The organism is Phaeodactylibacter xiamenensis (genome assembly GCF_965229835.1).
Lineage (GTDB): Bacteria > Bacteroidota > Bacteroidia > Chitinophagales > Saprospiraceae > Phaeodactylibacter > Phaeodactylibacter xiamenensis.
In genome coordinates, this window is sequence record NZ_OZ245931.1 from 6,410,277 (window position 1) to 6,427,521 (window position 17,245).

At 39.4% G+C, this 17,245-nt stretch carries 11 protein-coding genes; 7 read left to right on the top strand and 4 right to left on the bottom strand.

Translation table 11 applies throughout. The features are described from left to right. Nucleotides 1-467: 467 nt before the first annotated feature. Nucleotides 468-764, bottom strand: coding sequence for a hypothetical protein (locus tag ACO08I_RS24580; protein ID WP_421947407.1), 297 nt, complete (start codon nucleotides 762-764; stop codon nucleotides 468-470). An 81-nt stretch (nucleotides 765-845) separates the two neighbouring features. Here ACO08I_RS24580 and ACO08I_RS24585 point away from each other — a divergent pair, with 81 nt between their 5' ends. The 7 genes from ACO08I_RS24585 (at nucleotide 846) to ACO08I_RS24615 (ending at nucleotide 14,564) form a co-directional block, all read left to right on the top strand. Then, complete coding sequence (locus ACO08I_RS24585) at nucleotides 846-1,865, top strand: hypothetical protein (protein WP_421947408.1); 1,020 nt, start codon at nucleotides 846-848, stop codon at nucleotides 1,863-1,865. A gap of 834 nt (nucleotides 1,866-2,699) precedes the next feature. Then, nucleotides 2,700-2,927, top strand: a complete 228-nt coding sequence (locus tag ACO08I_RS24590) for a hypothetical protein (protein ID WP_421947409.1) — start codon at nucleotides 2,700-2,702, stop codon at nucleotides 2,925-2,927. Between the two features lie 55 nt (nucleotides 2,928-2,982). Beyond that, nucleotides 2,983-3,690, top strand: coding sequence for a hypothetical protein (locus ACO08I_RS24595; RefSeq protein WP_421947410.1), 708 nt, complete (start codon nucleotides 2,983-2,985; stop codon nucleotides 3,688-3,690). 243 nt (nucleotides 3,691-3,933) lie between these two features. Continuing rightward, a complete protein-coding gene (locus tag ACO08I_RS24600) occupies nucleotides 3,934-5,460 on the top strand; it encodes an endonuclease NucS domain-containing protein (RefSeq protein WP_421947411.1) in 1,527 nt (508 codons plus the stop codon). A gap of 950 nt (nucleotides 5,461-6,410) precedes the next feature. Next, nucleotides 6,411-7,487, top strand: a complete 1,077-nt coding sequence (locus ACO08I_RS24605) for a hypothetical protein (RefSeq protein WP_421947412.1) — start codon at nucleotides 6,411-6,413, stop codon at nucleotides 7,485-7,487. Nucleotides 7,488-12,848: 5,361 nt separating this feature from the next. Then, entirely contained in the window at nucleotides 12,849-13,640 is a 792-nt protein-coding gene (locus tag ACO08I_RS24610; RefSeq protein WP_421947413.1) for a hypothetical protein, read from the top strand. A 687-nt stretch (nucleotides 13,641-14,327) separates the two neighbouring features. Then, nucleotides 14,328-14,564 carry a hypothetical protein gene (locus tag ACO08I_RS24615; RefSeq protein WP_421947414.1) on the top strand — a complete coding sequence of 79 codons (237 nt, stop codon included), beginning with the start codon at nucleotides 14,328-14,330 and terminating at the stop codon, nucleotides 14,562-14,564. Between the two features lie 430 nt (nucleotides 14,565-14,994). Here the strand turns inward: ACO08I_RS24615 and tnpC are convergent, their stop codons facing one another. The 3 genes from tnpC to tnpA are packed head-to-tail and all read right to left on the bottom strand — an operon-like array spanning nucleotide 14,995 to nucleotide 17,221. After that, entirely contained in the window at nucleotides 14,995-16,539 is a 1,545-nt protein-coding gene (tnpC, locus tag ACO08I_RS24620) for an IS66 family transposase (protein WP_421947415.1), read from the bottom strand. Between the two features lie 30 nt (nucleotides 16,540-16,569). Continuing rightward, the gene (tnpB, locus tag ACO08I_RS24625) at nucleotides 16,570-16,920 is read right to left on the bottom strand and encodes an IS66 family insertion sequence element accessory protein TnpB (RefSeq protein ID WP_421947416.1); all 351 of its coding nucleotides are present in this window, start codon (nucleotides 16,918-16,920) and stop codon (nucleotides 16,570-16,572) included. Then, complete coding sequence (tnpA, locus tag ACO08I_RS24630) at nucleotides 16,913-17,221, bottom strand: IS66 family insertion sequence element accessory protein TnpA (RefSeq protein WP_421947417.1); 309 nt, start codon at nucleotides 17,219-17,221, stop codon at nucleotides 16,913-16,915. The genes tnpB and tnpA overlap by 8 nt, the downstream gene beginning before the upstream one ends. Between the last annotated feature and the right edge of the window lie 24 nt (nucleotides 17,222-17,245).

Below are 17,245 nucleotides of genomic sequence, written 5' to 3' on the forward strand. Positions count from 1 at the left end.
TAGGGAAGAATTGGTTTTAGTACCCGAGTTTTGTTTGTTACGGTAATTGATTGCATAGCCCAATTAGGCAGGCAGAAAAATGTAAAATCAGTATTTCTATCGGGTAATCCGTTGTCCCGAATAATTGAGATCCTTAACAATTACCGCTCCCTATCGTCGAAAGAAGAAATTGAGTTTTTTGGAGAGAGGTTGCGTTTAGGGCCTCGATACGGAAAATCAAGAATTGGGTAAACCGTCGAATTGAATAGGGGATAAGATCAAGAAATTTGAACCTTTCACCGAATAAGAACCTGATCAAATTGAATCGGGTTGTCGAGAATCAAGTTGAAATTTTAGAGATTGAAAATCTGTAGATTGAATTGGTCAACTTGAATTTGAGATCGACCTGAAAAACTGAAATTTAGCTGAATCAAATTGAAGACTGAAGATTAGAAATTTGGATCAATTTGGGAGATTGACTTTCAAGATCAAGAATTTGAAATCGGTAAATTGGGATCAGTTTTCAAGATCAATTTGAGATCATCAGAATTAGGGAACCGGTTCAAGAAGATTGAAAAAATCAGTAAAAATGGCCCTTGTGAAGTATCCAGAATCGGTAAAACGGTCGCTTTTTTGGGTTTACGACGAATAAAATGGAAGCGCCCAACAATGGCTACATGCCATGCCGGTAAAAATCTTCGAGAGGAAAATGAAGATGAAAAAAACCGCACAGGCAGCAAAAGCCAGGCTTCGCCAAGATCGCCTTTTGCTGCCTGCGCTAGCATTTGTGAAATGAAACGAAAATGGTAAATTTAGAGTCCGGCACGGCACGTAGCCGGGCCGTTATAGCCAAGCAATAAACGAAAATGAAAATTCACAGAATAGCTGAAAAAGTAAAAGGCTTTACAATTGTAAATAATGAAGTCTATTGGAGTAGTGAATGCCAACTTCTAAAGCTTGAAAATGGAGAACACAAATGCATCCTAAAAAGTAAAGAAAAACTTCAAGAAATAAGGTATGAAACTCCGTATCTCTATGTACCAGATTTTTATGGCAATTCATATATAGTTCAAACTGAACAGAAATACTATCCTAATATCTTTGTTCAGAAAGTAATCAGTGAGGATAAACTAATTGTTAGTTATGATAAAAAAACTAAATTATATAATCCTATCACAAATGATTTCAAAGATTTATTAGATCACCGAATATTTCAATTCTACCGACATCAAGACTTTCTTATCTCCGAACACGAAAAACATATTATTGCATACTCTGTCAATTCAGGAAATACAATCTGGAGTCAATCAATCAAAGATATACTTGGCACATATACCGACATTACAGGAAATGAAAAAGAATACAGAGTAACAAAGTTCATCGGTATAATCATTAATGATCTTGTTATACAATTAACAAACTCAATGTTAATATCAATCAATGTTGAAACTGGACTTTTATCTCATTTGATCAATTTGAAAGAAACCGCCCCAATTCCTTCTTCAATATTCTACGATGATTATTGTCATCCTTCAATATTGGGCAATAAACTTATATGGTTAAATAATCAAAGATTAATGGAAGTTGATGTAAAAAACGAAACTGTGAATGTTTTAAAAGACTATTATAACGAACCAAAAAACCAGCAGTATAGATTTATGAAAAATACTGCCAATAAAGACAAAATTTTGTTTGTTGCTGATAAGGGATGGGAATATATAACGCCATCAAGAATTGGAATAATGAATTCAAAAGATGGTAAAATAATTTGGGAACGGCAACTACAAAAAACTGGCGGTCTTCCAGAAGAACCTCAATTATATAACAACACTATGTATATTCGAACGGCTAATAAAACCTTATATTCAATTGATTTAGAAGACTAAATAAAGAAAAAATGCCAGGCTATAACAATGGCTACATGCCATGCCGGTAAAAATCTTCGAGAGGAAAATGGAGATGGAAAATCCGCGCAGGCAGCAAAAGCCAGGCTTCGCCAATTTGGTCTTTTGCTGCCTGCGCTAGCATTTGTGAATTGAGACGGAAATGGTAAATTTAGAGTCCGGCACGTCACGTAGCCGGGCCGTTATGGGGTACCGCATCAGAATTGGTATTCTATGGAATTGAAAATATGGATTCTCCCGCCTCAAAAATTAAAACTCAGAATCAGGATTTCGACAGAAATCGAGAATTTGAGTTCCTAATCGGGTAACTGAAATTTCGGAAAGGCGGGTAAAGGTCCTGTCGAGTATTGTATTTTTTACGGTGAATCGGATAGAAAACGAAAGATTTGAATTCTTAAGATTAACCGGGCCCATCTTGAAAGATGAGATTGGTTTTTTCAGAGGGAGTATGAGTTTAGGCGGCTTTTGAAATAGAAATCAGGAATTTGAACCTCGTCCAAAAACAGAATTTGGAAATCTGGAAACTGGAAATTTTGAACTAGAAAACGTTGATTGAATCAATTTGACAACCAAGATCAAGAACTCAAGATTTGAAAACCTGAATCTGTTTTTGATGGATTTGGGAGATTGAATCCAGTAAATTGAAGAGATCAAAAATTAGGTTGAATCTTCTGGAAATTGAGATCAGAACTCTGAATTAGGTTGATTGTCGTGAGATTTTTGGTTGATTTGAAATAAGAGCCGATCAAATTGAAGAATCAAAATCCTGAAATTGAATCAACTGAAAACCAAGAGGTTAAAATCAGTTGAAAAGAATTGAACAGCCGCCTTTTGGTTTATCCAGAATTTAAAATGGGCCCTTTTTTTGAAACGGTTAAAAGAATAAAGCGGCAACCCATAACAATGGCTACACTCAAGCTGGGTAAAAATCTACGATTGAAAAAAGAGAATGAAAAGCCCGCTGCAGTCAGCAAAAGCCAGGCTTTGCCAGTTTCGCCTTTTGCTGACTGCGCTAGTATTGGTGAAATCAAACGAAAAGAGTAAATTTAGAATCCCAGCCTGCGCGTAGCCGGGCCGTTGTGCGTCATGAACTATTAAAATGATGATAAATGAAATCAATAAGTTAATTTCAAAATATGGAGATTTGCCTCAGTTTGAAGAAAAAGCAAATCAAGCTGAAAAGGAAAAACTGTTCTTGCTAAAAAGGGAATTAGTGATCGAATACAATGATTATAAATACGGTCATAGAAATAGTATTGACTCTTTTATCAAGAATCATTTGGCACAAAAAGCAGAAATTCAAATAAGTGTAGTAGATGAGCAAGATGAATTTTATTCCTTGTTTTCGGCAAATTCTTTTGAAGGAGAATCAAATATTATTAATCCAAATGAATATCGTGTTGAAGGACTACCGGAGTTGCTAGAATTTAAATCGCTATTTCAATATTTGATATTTCATAAATGTGTTTTGTTTTTAGACTGGAAATTGGCTGTTGATGCACTTAAATCGGAAGAAAAAAATCGATTACTACGAATAGAAAAACTTATAAAAAGATACGACCAGACTTGGATAGAACACAAAACACAAATTTTAGAGAACGGTATTCAGAATTTGCTCAAAACGAATAGATATTTCAAGGAGAGGTTTTTGAATTCAAGTAGTGAATATTTTGTGTTTCAGTCGAATTATGAAAACTTTGGAGTAACGAATATTCAAAGCTTTTTAGATACAGAAATAAGGAAAACTTATAACTATAAGAACTACTTCGGTAAATTACTGACAAAGATGAAATTTGAAGTGAAATAAACACGAACGCACAACAATGGCTACATGCCATGCCGGTAAAAATCTTCGAGAGGAAAATGGAGATGGAAAACCCGCGCAGGCAGAAAAAGCCAGGCTTCGCCATCATCGCCTTTTTCTGCCTGCGCTAGCATTTGTGAAATGAGACGAAAATGGTAAATTTAGAATCCGGCACAGCACGTAGCCGGGTCGTTGCACGCAATCGAAAAATGAAATATGAGTAAAACCTAAGACATGTAATTTAAAATGGAATCAAAAATACGAGATAACCTTGCTGAAAGATTAAATATTATTGATCAAAGTCTAGTTCTTATTGAAAAAGAATTTTTTATTGATCCAAAGCTGGAGGTGAAAACGAAAGGGTTTATTGATATTCTAGCTAAGGATAACAAGAATCGAGTTGTAGTTATCGAAATAAAAAGATCAAATCAAGCAGCTCGACAAGCAATTCATGAACTACTTAAATACAAAGTGTTTGTTCAACAAAAGTTTGGTCTAAAAGACAGCGAAGTTAGGCTGATACTTGCATCTTCAGAATGGAACGAGCTTATATACCCTTTTTCTGAATTCGCATCTCGATTTCAAATAGAGGGTTATCAATTGATTGTAAATAATGAATGGAGCGTTAAATCGGCACAAAGAATTTCGATACTTAATATACCTCGGAGGCATGGAGAGTTTAGTCCCAATCATTCGGTAGATCTTTTTATTACTAGAGAAAAACGTAATGATTTTACTGAAATGATTTCATGTAAGCTAATAAAATTAGGTATAGATGACTTCGTTATACTTGATATTGAAAATGAAAAAAATAGTAGAATAATCTATAAATATGGCTGTTATGTAGCTATTCTAAGATACCCAATAGAAAGGTATACTAGAATTATTGACTTAGATGGAAGGTTTAGAGAAGATATTAAGGAACTGCTTGACGATGAAACTACACGAGAGGAGTTGCTTTATTCATTGGAAGATCGTATTTATACATTGTTGGATAAGTATATTTATAGCGATGAAATAGAGGAATCCGATCCGGTTAAATTAACAAGTATGTTAGGAGAACAGGGATGGAGTATTAGTAATGTTCATGCATTCGGAATTTATAATTCAGATCCGAGAGGTGTGGATATTGGCAGAATAATTTATAAATTAAAAGGAAGAGACCATTCAGCAGGTGGAGTGTTCGAAACTGTAGTTTGTCCTGAAGAAACCGATTTAATCAAAGAGGTAAAGGATACTATGTCGAACCATAAATTATGGCCTGATCAATTTAAAAACACAGTATTGTGTTTATTTGAGGCAATAATTAAAAATATCGATTTCAATCAAATGAATATTCATATATATCATCCAAGTAATCTTCTGACTTCTATAGGACATTGCTATAATTACAATGATACAGGATATCTGCCCCTAGCTAATTTCTTTTCTACCGATTCTGAAAACAAACTTATAATCCATAACATCTCATATGGATGGAACAATATTGAAAATCTGCCGAATGATTCAAATGAGCTATTTGATGTTGATCCCATGATGGCTATACTTGGAATTCTAGATGAAATTTTATTGAGAAATAGTAATATGAGCCTTATTATGAGAGAGGCGGTTTTAGCAAGAGACAAGGTGATTAAAGAGGCAGATTTGACAATTGATTTTGGTAAGATAAAGTACCACGAATGCGAAAGTATTTCTCTAAGTCAAGTTATATTTGATAACTCTTATTTGAGTAAATTAGGAACTCAAATAAAAGGGGGAACGATTTATTTGTGAATGCGTGCAACATAGTGCATACGTCCATGCCTCCCGATGGTCGGCACGGCGCATGCACAGGCCGTTCACAGACAATCGCGCAACTGTAGAAAGGTATCAGTAAGAATTTGAAATAAGGATTCTCCCCGCCTAAAACTTGAAAATGCCCGAGTAGAAATTTTCAGAAACTGGGTATAAACTGGTTAGTCCATTGGAAAAAAAGTCTGTTAAGGCGGGGTAAATAGAAATTTCTACAGTTTATTAGTTGGTTTACGAGAATCGGGATAGCCCGAATTGAAAAATTAGATCAAGAGTTACCGCGGCCCCGTCCGATGGAAATGAAAACGGTATCAGGAAAAGAGCCCGCGTCCAGGGGGCTTATGAAAATCAAAACGGTAAATGAAAATCAACGAGCAAATATGGGTTTTATGCCCGAATTTGAGAATTGCTCAAGAGTCCGCAGGTGCATTGAATAGATTTAGCAGGAGAATAATTGGATGATTTTCATTGGGTTAAGTTGATTTTTACGGGTGATAAAACAAATGAGGTTAGCTGTTTGGCCCGGAAATTGGTTATCAAAATCTGAGAATTGGGTAAACTTGAAAAAAGCCCCCTTATCTCGTCTTCGAAAATAGAGAGATGGCCGCTCGTTTTGTAAAAATCGAATAAAACGCGAATGCTGTGAACATTGGCTACACACAAGCCGGGTAAAATCCTCCATTGAAAAATTAGAAAAAAGAGTCCACTGCGGCGGGCAAAGCCAGGCTACGCCAATTTCGCCTTTGCCCACCGCAGCTATTTTGGTGAAATCGGATGAAAAGATTAATTTCAAGAATCCCGGCCTGCGTGTAGCCCGGGCCGTTGGCTGCTATTTAAAAACAAAGAGAAACACTTTTTAAAGGGGATAAGTTTTGAGTCATCTTTCAAGAGAAAACAGAGGAATTGGTCATTTTAAAAATTTAAAGAATGACTTGAAGCAAGAATCAAAAAGACTTTATGATTCTTTACCACTTTTCGTTAGAATAATGTTCTTAGATCATCCAAGTACTTGGCTCGAGGAGATAAACAAGTTTGATTTCTTTACTCTAATTTCGGTTGCTCCAGAGTATGACTTATTGATTGATTTATCTCCAAATCAAAAGATGGTTCAAGTTTTATACCCGTATGGTAAAGAAAAGATGCATATAAGATTAAGCGATTTCTTGTCATTAAATATTATTGAAATAAATGGTATATTCTATACTATCAAAGACTTCTGCTTGAGTTTAGCGTATAACGGAGGACTACATATGATACCGCTTGAGCAAAAACATGAAATTATATATGAAGAATTCTTTATAAAACATGAAGATCATGCTTGGAGGCTTGTAAAACAAGTTGCAAATTGTTTTGTAGACCTGTTTAGTTTTTATGAAGAAGTTTTAGGGTCCTTAAGAGATGGATACTCTTTTCATGAAGGTTATCAGCCGAAAGTAATTGAAAATGGTAAAACTTTAGAGGGTATGCAGTTTTCAAATAGCTGTATGCAGTTTGCGATTAAAAGGTCAAGAAGAAGAGGTATTAGAATATGTATGGAGATTCGACTTAAGAATAAAAACTCAAACGAGTTATTGCTTGAGTTTGGACATAGGAAAAGATCAGGTAAAATCTTTTCAATTAAAACTAGTGGAAAGTTCCTGCTATTCCAGGTATCCAAATCTAATAAAAAAATGAAAGCTATAAAATGGAAAATCGAGGAAGATATTTATCAAAAATTCTATTTATTAGAATTTGCAATTTATCCATCTGGAACTTTTCTATTTGCTGCAAATAATTATTTGAAATGCATAGATAAAATTGGGTCAACTTTTGATATTTTGATTGGCAGATTATGCTTAGGTTGTGATCTTGAATTGAAAGAGTTTGGATCATTTATGGTCAAAAAAATTATTATTCAGTCAATTGACAGACAACACAGGACTTTAGATTTAAATGTGGTTGGTTTGGATGAGATCAAAACAAAATCACTACAAATTCCTCCTCAAATTATAAAGAGAGAGTTTATTTGAAACAGCAGCCAACACAGTGCAGCCGACAATACTCCGCTGCGCTGCGTACTGCGGCTGCACAACCCGTTGGGTGCAAGCCCTACCGGGGGGAGCCATCCCGCCCGCCCGGCACTGCGCACATCCTCGCCCTTGGGGGCTCTTATGTGCGGCAATTGCTCGGGCTCACAGCCAACCCGCCCTGCACCCAACACAGGGCTACACACAATGGAGGTAAAATCCTAGAAATGAAAAAGGTGAATCAAAATCCGCACAGCCATCAAAAAGCCAAGCTTCGCCAATTTCGTCTTTTTGCTGTCTGTGCTGTATCTTTGAAATAAAAAGGAGAGGGTTTGTTAAAAAATCCCCCACTGCGTGTAGCCTAGCCGTTCACAGACAATCGCGCAACTAATGAAAGGTATCAGTAAGAATTTGAAATAAGGATTCTCCCCGCCTGGAAATGGAAAATGCCCGAGTAGAAATTTTCAGAAACTGGGCTTAAATTGGTTAGTCCATTGGAGAAAAGTCTTTTAAGGCGGGGCAAATGAAGTTTCTACAGTTTTATAGTTGGTTTAGGAGAATTGGGATAGCCCGAATTGAAAAATTAGATCAAGAGTTACCGCGGCCCCGTTGAATGGAAATAAAAACGGTATCAGGAAAGGAGTCCGCGTCCAGGGGGCTTATGAAAATCAGACGGTAAATGAAAATCAATGAGCAAATAAGGTTTCATGCCCGAATAAGATTGAATCTTAAGGGTTCGCAGGTGCATTGAATAGATTCAGCAGGAGAATAATTGAATGATTTTCATTGGGTTAAGTTGATTTTACGAGCAATAAAATAAATGAGGGTATCAGTATTGCCCGAAAATTGGTTGTCCAAATCGGATAATTTGAAAAACTTCGGAAAAGCCCCCTTTTCTCATCTTCGAAAATAGAGAAATGGCCGCTCGTTTTGTGAAAATCGGATAAAACGCGAATGCTGTGAACAGTGGCTACCCGACAAGCCCGGTAAAATCCTGAAAATGAAAAAAGAGAAAAGAAAGTCCGCTGCAGTCAGCAAAAGCCCGGGCTTCGCCAAGTTAGCCTTTTGCTGCCTGCGCTATTTTGGTGAAATGGGATGAAAAGATTAATTTCAAGAATCCGGGCCTGCGGGTAGCCGGGGCCGTTGGGTGTCACCAGAAAAACAAAGAGTAATCAATAGATGAAATAGGGAACAAATTGAACCCTAATGAATTACAAACAGGATTAAGATTTCTTAACAACAATTCTAAAAAAATGACTGCAAGATTATTTGATGTACTTTGGATAATTACCTCAATAATTGGACTAGTATTGGTCCTAAATGGTGTGGTTCATGGTCTAATTTATTTATTCGATCAAGAACCAATCTTTCAAGGATTGAGAACATTGAATTGGATTTCCTTGATTTCAGGAGTTGGAGTTTTCTATCTTGGATTTAAGAAATTAGATGACAATTAAGGCGAATAGAGGAAGAACTGATCTCTTTTCAAGATTATGCTGTATCTCAACCTCTGAAAATACTGGATTTTGGTATTTTTCGTGATCAACTGAAATAGGATTTTGGCTTTTGACTCAATTATGAAAATTGAATTTGATATTAAGCTAGGATAAGAAAAGGGTCAATTAGAATTCGATCAAAGTTAAGAATTGAAAAAATTGGTCTGTAAATCGTCGATTGAATTAAGTTGAATGAAAATCAAATAATGGCGACACCCAACAATGGCTACATGCCATGCCGGTAAAAATCTTCGAGAGGAAAATGGAGATGGGAAAAGCCGCACAGGCAGCAAAAGCCAAGCTACGCCAGTTTCGCCTTTTGCTGTCTGCGCTAGCATTTGTGAAATGAAACGAAAATGGTAAATTTAGAATCCGGCACGTCACGTAGCCGGGCCGTTGGGCGCACTCCATTCTGGGAATAAAAAACTGATAAACAAACGATTAGAGATTAAGCCTGCCTTTGAAAATCGGGAATAATTGGTTTTTGGAACCCGAGTTTTGTTTGTTACGGTCAATTGAATGTATAGCCCAATTAGGCAGGCAAAAAAGGAAAATAGAGTTGTTTTATCGGGTAATCCGTTGTCCCGAATAATTGAGATCCTTAACAATTACCGCTCCCTGTCATCGAAAGAAGAAATTGAGTTTTTGGGAGAGAGTTTACGTTTAGGGCCTCAATACGAAAATTCAAGAATTTGGGTAAACCGTTGAATTGAGTAGGGTAGGAGATCAAGAAATTTGAACCTTTCACCGAATAAGAATCTGATCAAATTGAATCGGGTTGTCGAGAATCAAGTTGAAATTTTAGAGATTGAAAATCAGTAGATTGAATTGGTCAACTTTAATTGAGATCGACTTGAAAAACTGGAATTTAGCCGAATCAAATTGAAGACTGGAGATTAGAAATTTTGATCAATTTGGGAGATTAGTCTTCAAGATCAGGAATTTGAAACCGGTAAATTGAGATCAGTTTTCAAGATCAATTTGAGATCATCAGAATTAGGGAATCGATTCAATGAGATTGAAAAATCAGTAGAAAAGGCCCTTTTAAAGTATCCAGAACCGTTAAAACGGTCGCTTTTTTAGGTTTACAACGAATAAAATGGAAGCGCCCAACAATGGCTACATGTCATGCCGGTAAAAATCTTCGAAAGAAAAATGGAGATGGAAAACCCGCACAGGCAGCAAAAGCCAGGCTGCGCCAAGATCGCCTTTTGCTGCCTGCGCTAGCATTTGTGAAATGAAACGAAAATGGTAAATTTAGAGTCCGGCACGTCACGTAGCCTGGCCGTTCACAGACAATCGCGCAACTAATGAAAGGTATCAGTAAGAATTTGAAATAAGGATTCTCCCCGCCTGGAAATGGAAAATGCCCGAGTAGAAATTTTCAGAAACTGGGCTTAAATTGGTTAGTCCATTGGAGAAAAGTCTTTTAAGGCGGGGCAAATGAAGTTTCTACAGTTTTATAGTTGGTTTAGGAGAATTGGGATAGCCCGAATTGAAAAATTAGATCAAGAGTTACCGCGGCCCCGTTGAATGGAAATAAAAACGGTATCAGGAAAAGAGTCCGCGTCCAGGGGGCTTATGAAAATCAACCGGTAAATGAAAATCAATGAGCAAATAAGGTTTCATGCCCGAATAAGATTGAATCTTAAGGGTTCGCAGGTGCATTGAATAGATTCAGCAGGAGAATAATTGAATGATTTTCATTGGGTTAAGTTGGTTTTTACGGGCGATAAAACAAATGAGGGTATCAGTATTGCCCGAAAATTGGTTGTCCAAATCGGATAATTTGAAAAACTTCGGAAAAGCCCCCTTTTCTCATCTTCGAAAATAGAGAAATGGCCGCTCGTTTTGTGAAAATCGGATAAAACGCGAATGCTGTGAACAGTGGCTACCCGACAAGCCCGGTAAAATCCTGAAAATGAAAAAAGAGAAAAGAAAGTCCGCTGCAGTCAGCAAAAGCCCGGGCTTCGCCAAGTTAGCCTTTTGCTGCCTGCGCTATTTTGGTGAAATGGGATGAAAAGATTAATTTCAAGAATCCGGGCCTGCGGGTAGCCGGGGCCGTTGGGTGCAAGCCCTACCGGGGGGAGCCATCCCGCCCGCCCGGCACTGCGCACATCCTCGCCTTAGGGCTCTTATGTGCGGCAATTGCTCGGGCTCACAGCCAACCCGCCCTGCACCCAACACAGGGCTACACACAATGGGGGTAAAGTCTTAGAAATGAAAAGTGTGGGTAAGAAATCCGCACAGCCATCAAAAAGCCAAGCTTCGCCAATTTCGTCTTTTTGCTGTCTGCGCTGTATATTTGAATCAAGAACAGAAAGGGTTGGTTAAAAAATCCCCCACTGCGTGTAGCCTGGCCGTTGGGTGCAAGCCCTACCGGGGGGATCCATCCCGCCCGCCCGGCACTGCGCACATCCTCGCCTTAGGGCTCTTATGTGCGGCAATTGCTCGGGCTCACAGCCAACCCGCCCTGCACCCAACACAGGGCTACACACAATGGGGGTAAAGTCTTAGAAATGAAAAGTGTGGGTAAGAAATCCGCACAGTCAGCAAAAAGCCAAGCTTCGCCAATTTCGTCTTTTTGCTGTCTGCGCTGTATATTTGAATCAAGACCAGAAAGGGTTGATGGAAAAATCCCCCACTGCGTGTAGCCTGGCCGTTGGGCGCACTCCATTCTGGGAATAAAAAACTGATAAACAAACGATTAGAGATTAAGCCTGCCTTTGAAAATCGGGAATAATTGGTTTTTGGAACCCGAGTTTTGTTTGTTACGGTCAATTGAATGTATAGCCCAATTAGGCAGGCAAAAAAGGAAAATAGAGTTGTTTTATCGGGTAATCCGTTGTCCCGAATAATTGAGATCCTTAACAATTACCGCTCCCTGTCATCGAAAGAAGAAATTGAGTTTTTGGGAGAGAGTTTACGTTTAGGGCCTCAATACGAAAATTCAAGAATTTGGGTAAACCGTTGAATTGAGTAGGGTAGGAGATCAAGAAATTTGAACCTTTCACCGAATAAGAATCTGATCAAATTGAATCGGGTTGTCGAGAATCAAGTTGAAATTTTAGAGATTGAAAATCAGTAGATTGAATTGGTCAACTTTAATTGAGATCGACTTGAAAAACTGGAATTTAGCCGAATCAAATTGAAGACTGGAGATTAGAAATTTTGATCAATTTGGGAGATTAGTCTTCAAGATCAGGAATTTGAAACCGGTAAATTGAGATCAGTTTTCAAGATCAATTTGAGATCATCAGAATTAGGGAATCGATTCAATGAGATTGAAAAATCAGTAGAAAAGGCCCTTTTAAAGTATCCAGAACCGTTAAAACGGTCGCTTTTTTAGGTTTACAACGAATAAAATGGAAGCGCCCAACAATGGCTACATGCCATGCCGGTAAAAATCTTCGAAAGAAAAATGGAGATGGAAAACCCGCGCAGGCAGCAAAAGCCAGGCTGCGCCAGTTTTGTCTTTTGCTGCCTGCGCTAGTATTTGTGAAATGAAAGGAAAATGGTAAATTTAGAGTCCGGCACGTCACGTAGCCGGGCCGTTGGGTGCAAGCCCTACCGGGGGGAGCCATCCCGCCCGCCCGGCACTGCGCACATCCTCGCCCTTGGGGGCTCTTATGTGCGGCAATTGCTCGGGCTCACAGCCAACCCGCCCTGCACCCAACACAGGGCTACACACAATGGAGGTAAAATCCTAGAAATGAAAAAGGTGAATCAAAATCCGCACAGCCATCAAAAAGCCAAGCTTCGCCAATTTCGTCTTTTTGCTGTCTGTGCTGTATCTTTGAAATAAAAAGGAGAGGGTTTGTTAAAAAATCCCCCACTGCGTGTAGCCTAGCCGTTGGCTACAATTAGAATGAAAGAAATAACCATCATATCAATTTTGACACTTATTATTCCAAATGTAATTTTTGGATGTACTTGCTATATGGCTAAAAGTTTTGACATTCAAAATTACGATGAATCAATTAACATAGCTGAAATCAAAGTGATTGATAAAATTGATGATAATTATGAAGAAAAATTAGCTCAATATCAAAAAGATACTATAGGTTGGAACAAAAAACATCCCCCTATTCCAATGTTACCACCAAACAATTTTACAGAATTCAACACGGAAATAATTGAGGTTTTTAAAGGCAAACTGACAAAAAGGATAATTAAATTAAGAGCAACCGATAAAAATTCAAGCTGTTATTGGGAACCTGAAATAGGTAAAAAGTACATTTTCTATTTTGGAGAGAAAACAGATAATGAAGAAACAGAAGTAATTGAAATTGGAGGTTGTCAAAGAAGAATTCGAGTAGATTCAAAAAACTATTCTTCTGAAATAAAAGCCTTACGAATTTTTAAAGAAAAGAAACAAGGGGAATTTAAAATAGACCAAAGTAATTTGGCAAATTCATCGGACAAGACTTATTACTCGATAAAGGGAAAATTTAAAAATGGGCGAAGGCATGGAAAATGGATTCTTGCAGAACCAATCAGTTATTCAAAAAGTAAAAAAGAACCACGAAAAAAGGTGCTAATTTTGAAATATATAAATGGCAAATTGAAGACAATAAAGTATTTCAGACCAAATAATAATCACGTTAAAAATCACTTTACAAGACGTTGGATATATTATTATGAAGAAAGAAAACTGTAGCCAACAAAGGCTATATGTCCATGTTGGGCAAAAGCCCGCCACGGCACATAGCCAGAGCGTTATGGGGTACCGCATCAGAATTGGCATTCTATGGAATTGAAAATATGAATTCTCCCGCCTTAAAAATGAAAACTCAGAATCGAGAATTGTCCATAAATCAAGACTTGATTCCCAATCGGGTAATTGAAATTTTGAAAGGCGGGTAAAGGTCCTGTCGAGTATTGTATTTTTTACGGTGAATCGGACAGAAAACGAAAAATTTAGATTCTTAAGATTAACCGGGCCCATCTTGAAAAATGAGATTGGTTTTTTCAGAAGGAGTTTGAGTTTAGGCGGCTTTTGAAATAGAAATCAGGAATTTGAATCTCGTCCAAAAACAGAATTTAGAAATCTGGAATCTGGAAATTTTGAACTGAAAAACGTTGGTTTGATCAATTTGAAAACCTAAGATCAGAGATCAAAAACTCAAGATTTGAAAACCTGAATCTGATTTTGATAAATCTGAGAAATCGAATTGAGTAAAATCAGGAATCAAAAATCAGGTTGAATCTTCTGGGAATTGAGACCTGAATCCTGAATCAGGTTGATTATCGTGAGATTTTTGGTTGATTAGAGATAAGAACTGATCAAATTGAAGAATCAGAATCCTGAAATTGAATCAACTGAAAATCAAGGAGTTAAAATCAGTTGAAAAAATTGAATAGCCGCCTTTTGGTTTATCCAGAATTTGAAATGGGCCCTTTTTTTGAATCGGTGAAAAGAATAAAGCGGCAACCCATAACAATGGCTACACACAAGCTGGGTAAAAATCTACGATTGAAAAATCAGAATGAAAAGCCCGCTGCAGGCAGCAAAAGCCAGGCTGCGCCAGTTTCGTCTTTTGCTGCCTGCGCTAGTATTGGTGAAATCGGACGAAAAGAGTAAATTTAGAATCCCAGCCTGCGCGTAGCCGGGCCGTTATAGCCAAGCAATAAACGAAAATGAAAATTCACAGAATAGCTGAAAAAGTAAAAGGCTTTACAATTGTAAATAATGAAGTCTATTGGAGTAGTGAATGCCAACTTCTAAAGCTTGAAAATGGAGAACACAAATGCATCCTAAAAAGTAAAGAAAAACTTCAAGAAATAAGGTATGAAACTCCGTATCTCTATGTACCAGATTTTTATGGCAATTCATATATAGTTCAAACTGAACAGAAATACTATCCTAATATCTTTGTTCAGAAAGTAATCAGTGAGGATAAACTAATTGTTAGTTATGATAAAAAAACTAAATTATATAATCCTATCACAAATGATTTCAAAGATTTATTAGATCACCGAATATTTCAATTCTACCGTAAGCGTCCGAGCAACTACGTGTTTTGCTCCATCGGTTTCCACTGGGGGCTGGGTATTAGGGTGTTGAGTTCGGAGAGCTTGGTATCAGGGATACGATCGAGGGTGTCTTTAAGCCATTGGTAAGGATTGATCTGATGTTCCTTACAGCTGGCCATGAAGCTGTAGATCATGGCGGCCCGCTGAGCGGCTTCGTGGGACCCGGCAAAGAGATAGTTCTTTCTGCCCAAGGCCAGAGGCCGGATTTTGTTTTCGATATGGTTATTATCGATGAGTAGGCGGCCGTCCTGGAATAGGGTTACTAAAGTGGGCCATTGGTTTTGGGCATAGGTGAAGGCCTGCCCCATTGCACTTTTGGGGGTGACATAGACGCATTGCTCATCCAGCCAGTCTTTAAACTCCTGGAACAAAGGCAGTAGATGCTCTTCCCGATAGGCCTTACGTTTTTCGGGGGTATATTCTGCGGTTTTGCGTTCGTGGCCATAGATCTGCTGGATCAGTCCCAGAGCATGCTGGGCTCGTTTTTTATCATTGCCCTGTGCTTCGAAGAACTTACGCCGCACATGTGCCCAGCAGCCCAGGCGTTCTACATCGGCACGTGCAGCGATCTGGTTGTAGGAGCCCAGTCCGTCGGTCTGTAAAAAGCCGCCCTGGAAGCCGCTCAATACAGTATTGGCGGCCTTCTGGCCACGATTATCTTCATAGACAAACAGCACCTGCCCGGTCTGTGGGCTACGTATTGCCCACATCCAGCCCAGCATCTGTTTGCTGCCCTTTTTACGGGTATCTACTTTGATACGATTACCGTTCTTGTCTTTGAGGATTTTGGTCAAGACCTTTATTTTTGATTCGTCGGCTTGCAGATAGGCCTGTTCCAATATCTGCTGGCGATGGACTTCGTATAGCGGCTTGAGTAGGGTGCAAACGGCTACAAACCAGCTATTGATGGTTGATTTGTGGACCGCCCAGTCATGATTGCGCTTAAAACGCTGGATCTGCCGGTAAAAAGGCAAATGATCAATATATTTATTGATAATAATGTGAGCTAGCAGACTAGCCGAGGCAATACTCTTTTCAATGGGGCGGCTAGGCAGCGGTGCACAAACAAACTCGGTGTTTTCATCCACCCGCGTATTGGGCTTGGCGTATTTGGGGCGGATCAACCGGATGACCTTCAGCTCCGCCGGTGTATATTCCACATACTCGGTGATGTGCTCGCCAACACGCACCATGCCCGTAGTATCTTCTTCCGGTTCCAGGGCCTTTTCTTCTACCGGGAAATGCTCCGGCAGCGGTGTGCGCCCGGGATGCTTCTTTTTTGCCACCGGCTTATTGCGCTCGTAGCTGATCTTTTCCCGCAAGGGGGCCATCTCCGCCCCCTCCGCTTCGGCCTCTTGGCCGGCAGCGAACATATTGAGCTGTCCGGCCGGTGGAGCATCCGCTACAAAGCGTTCGCTCTTACGCCCAAACAGCATACGCTCCAACTTCTCCAAACGGAATTTGAGTTGCGCATTTTCGGCCAAAACGGCCTCGTGTTCTGCTATGGAAACGGTTGCTTTCATTGGTGAAAAGATACGAAAAAGGTAGCAAAATCAGGCACCGTGGCGGTATCTTTTGCGCCTTTTTATGGACTTTAATTCGATGCCTTCCAGCACTAGCACCAGCTCCGGCCAGCTTAGCTCGGCCGTCCCCTCACGGGCCGCCAGGGGCAACTCAAAAGTCCCCCGCTCCAGCTGTTTGTAATACAGGGCAAAGCCTGTTATATCCCACATCAGCAGCTTAATACGGTCGCGGCGGCGGTTCACGAAAATGAATACATCACCGCTCATTAATTCCTGGTCCATATGCGCCCGCACCAGGCCGCTCAGCCCCGAAAAGCCCTTGCGCATATCTGTGGCCCCGCCGTAGAGGAAATACCGCTGTCGAGAAGAAAAACTAAGCATGGCATAGATGTTGGATGATTTGCGCCAGGGTCGCTGGCGAACCGCTGCGCAGGCGCAGCTCTTGATCGGCCAGGCACACTACTACTTCATGTGCCGCCCGGGGTTCGTGTGCGGCCCGGGGACGGATGCGCAAGAAGCCGGCCCCTTCATCTGGAACGTGTTCCGACAGACGGCGCTGCCAATAATAAAAAGTAGCTGCATTGATACCTTCTCGTTCACAAAATGCCTTCTTGCTTAACCCGGAAGCAGACTGCTCGGCCAGCAGAGCCTGCCACTTTTGTACGCGTTTGACTGGATTCATATCTTTAGGTTTTGCCCAAAGGTA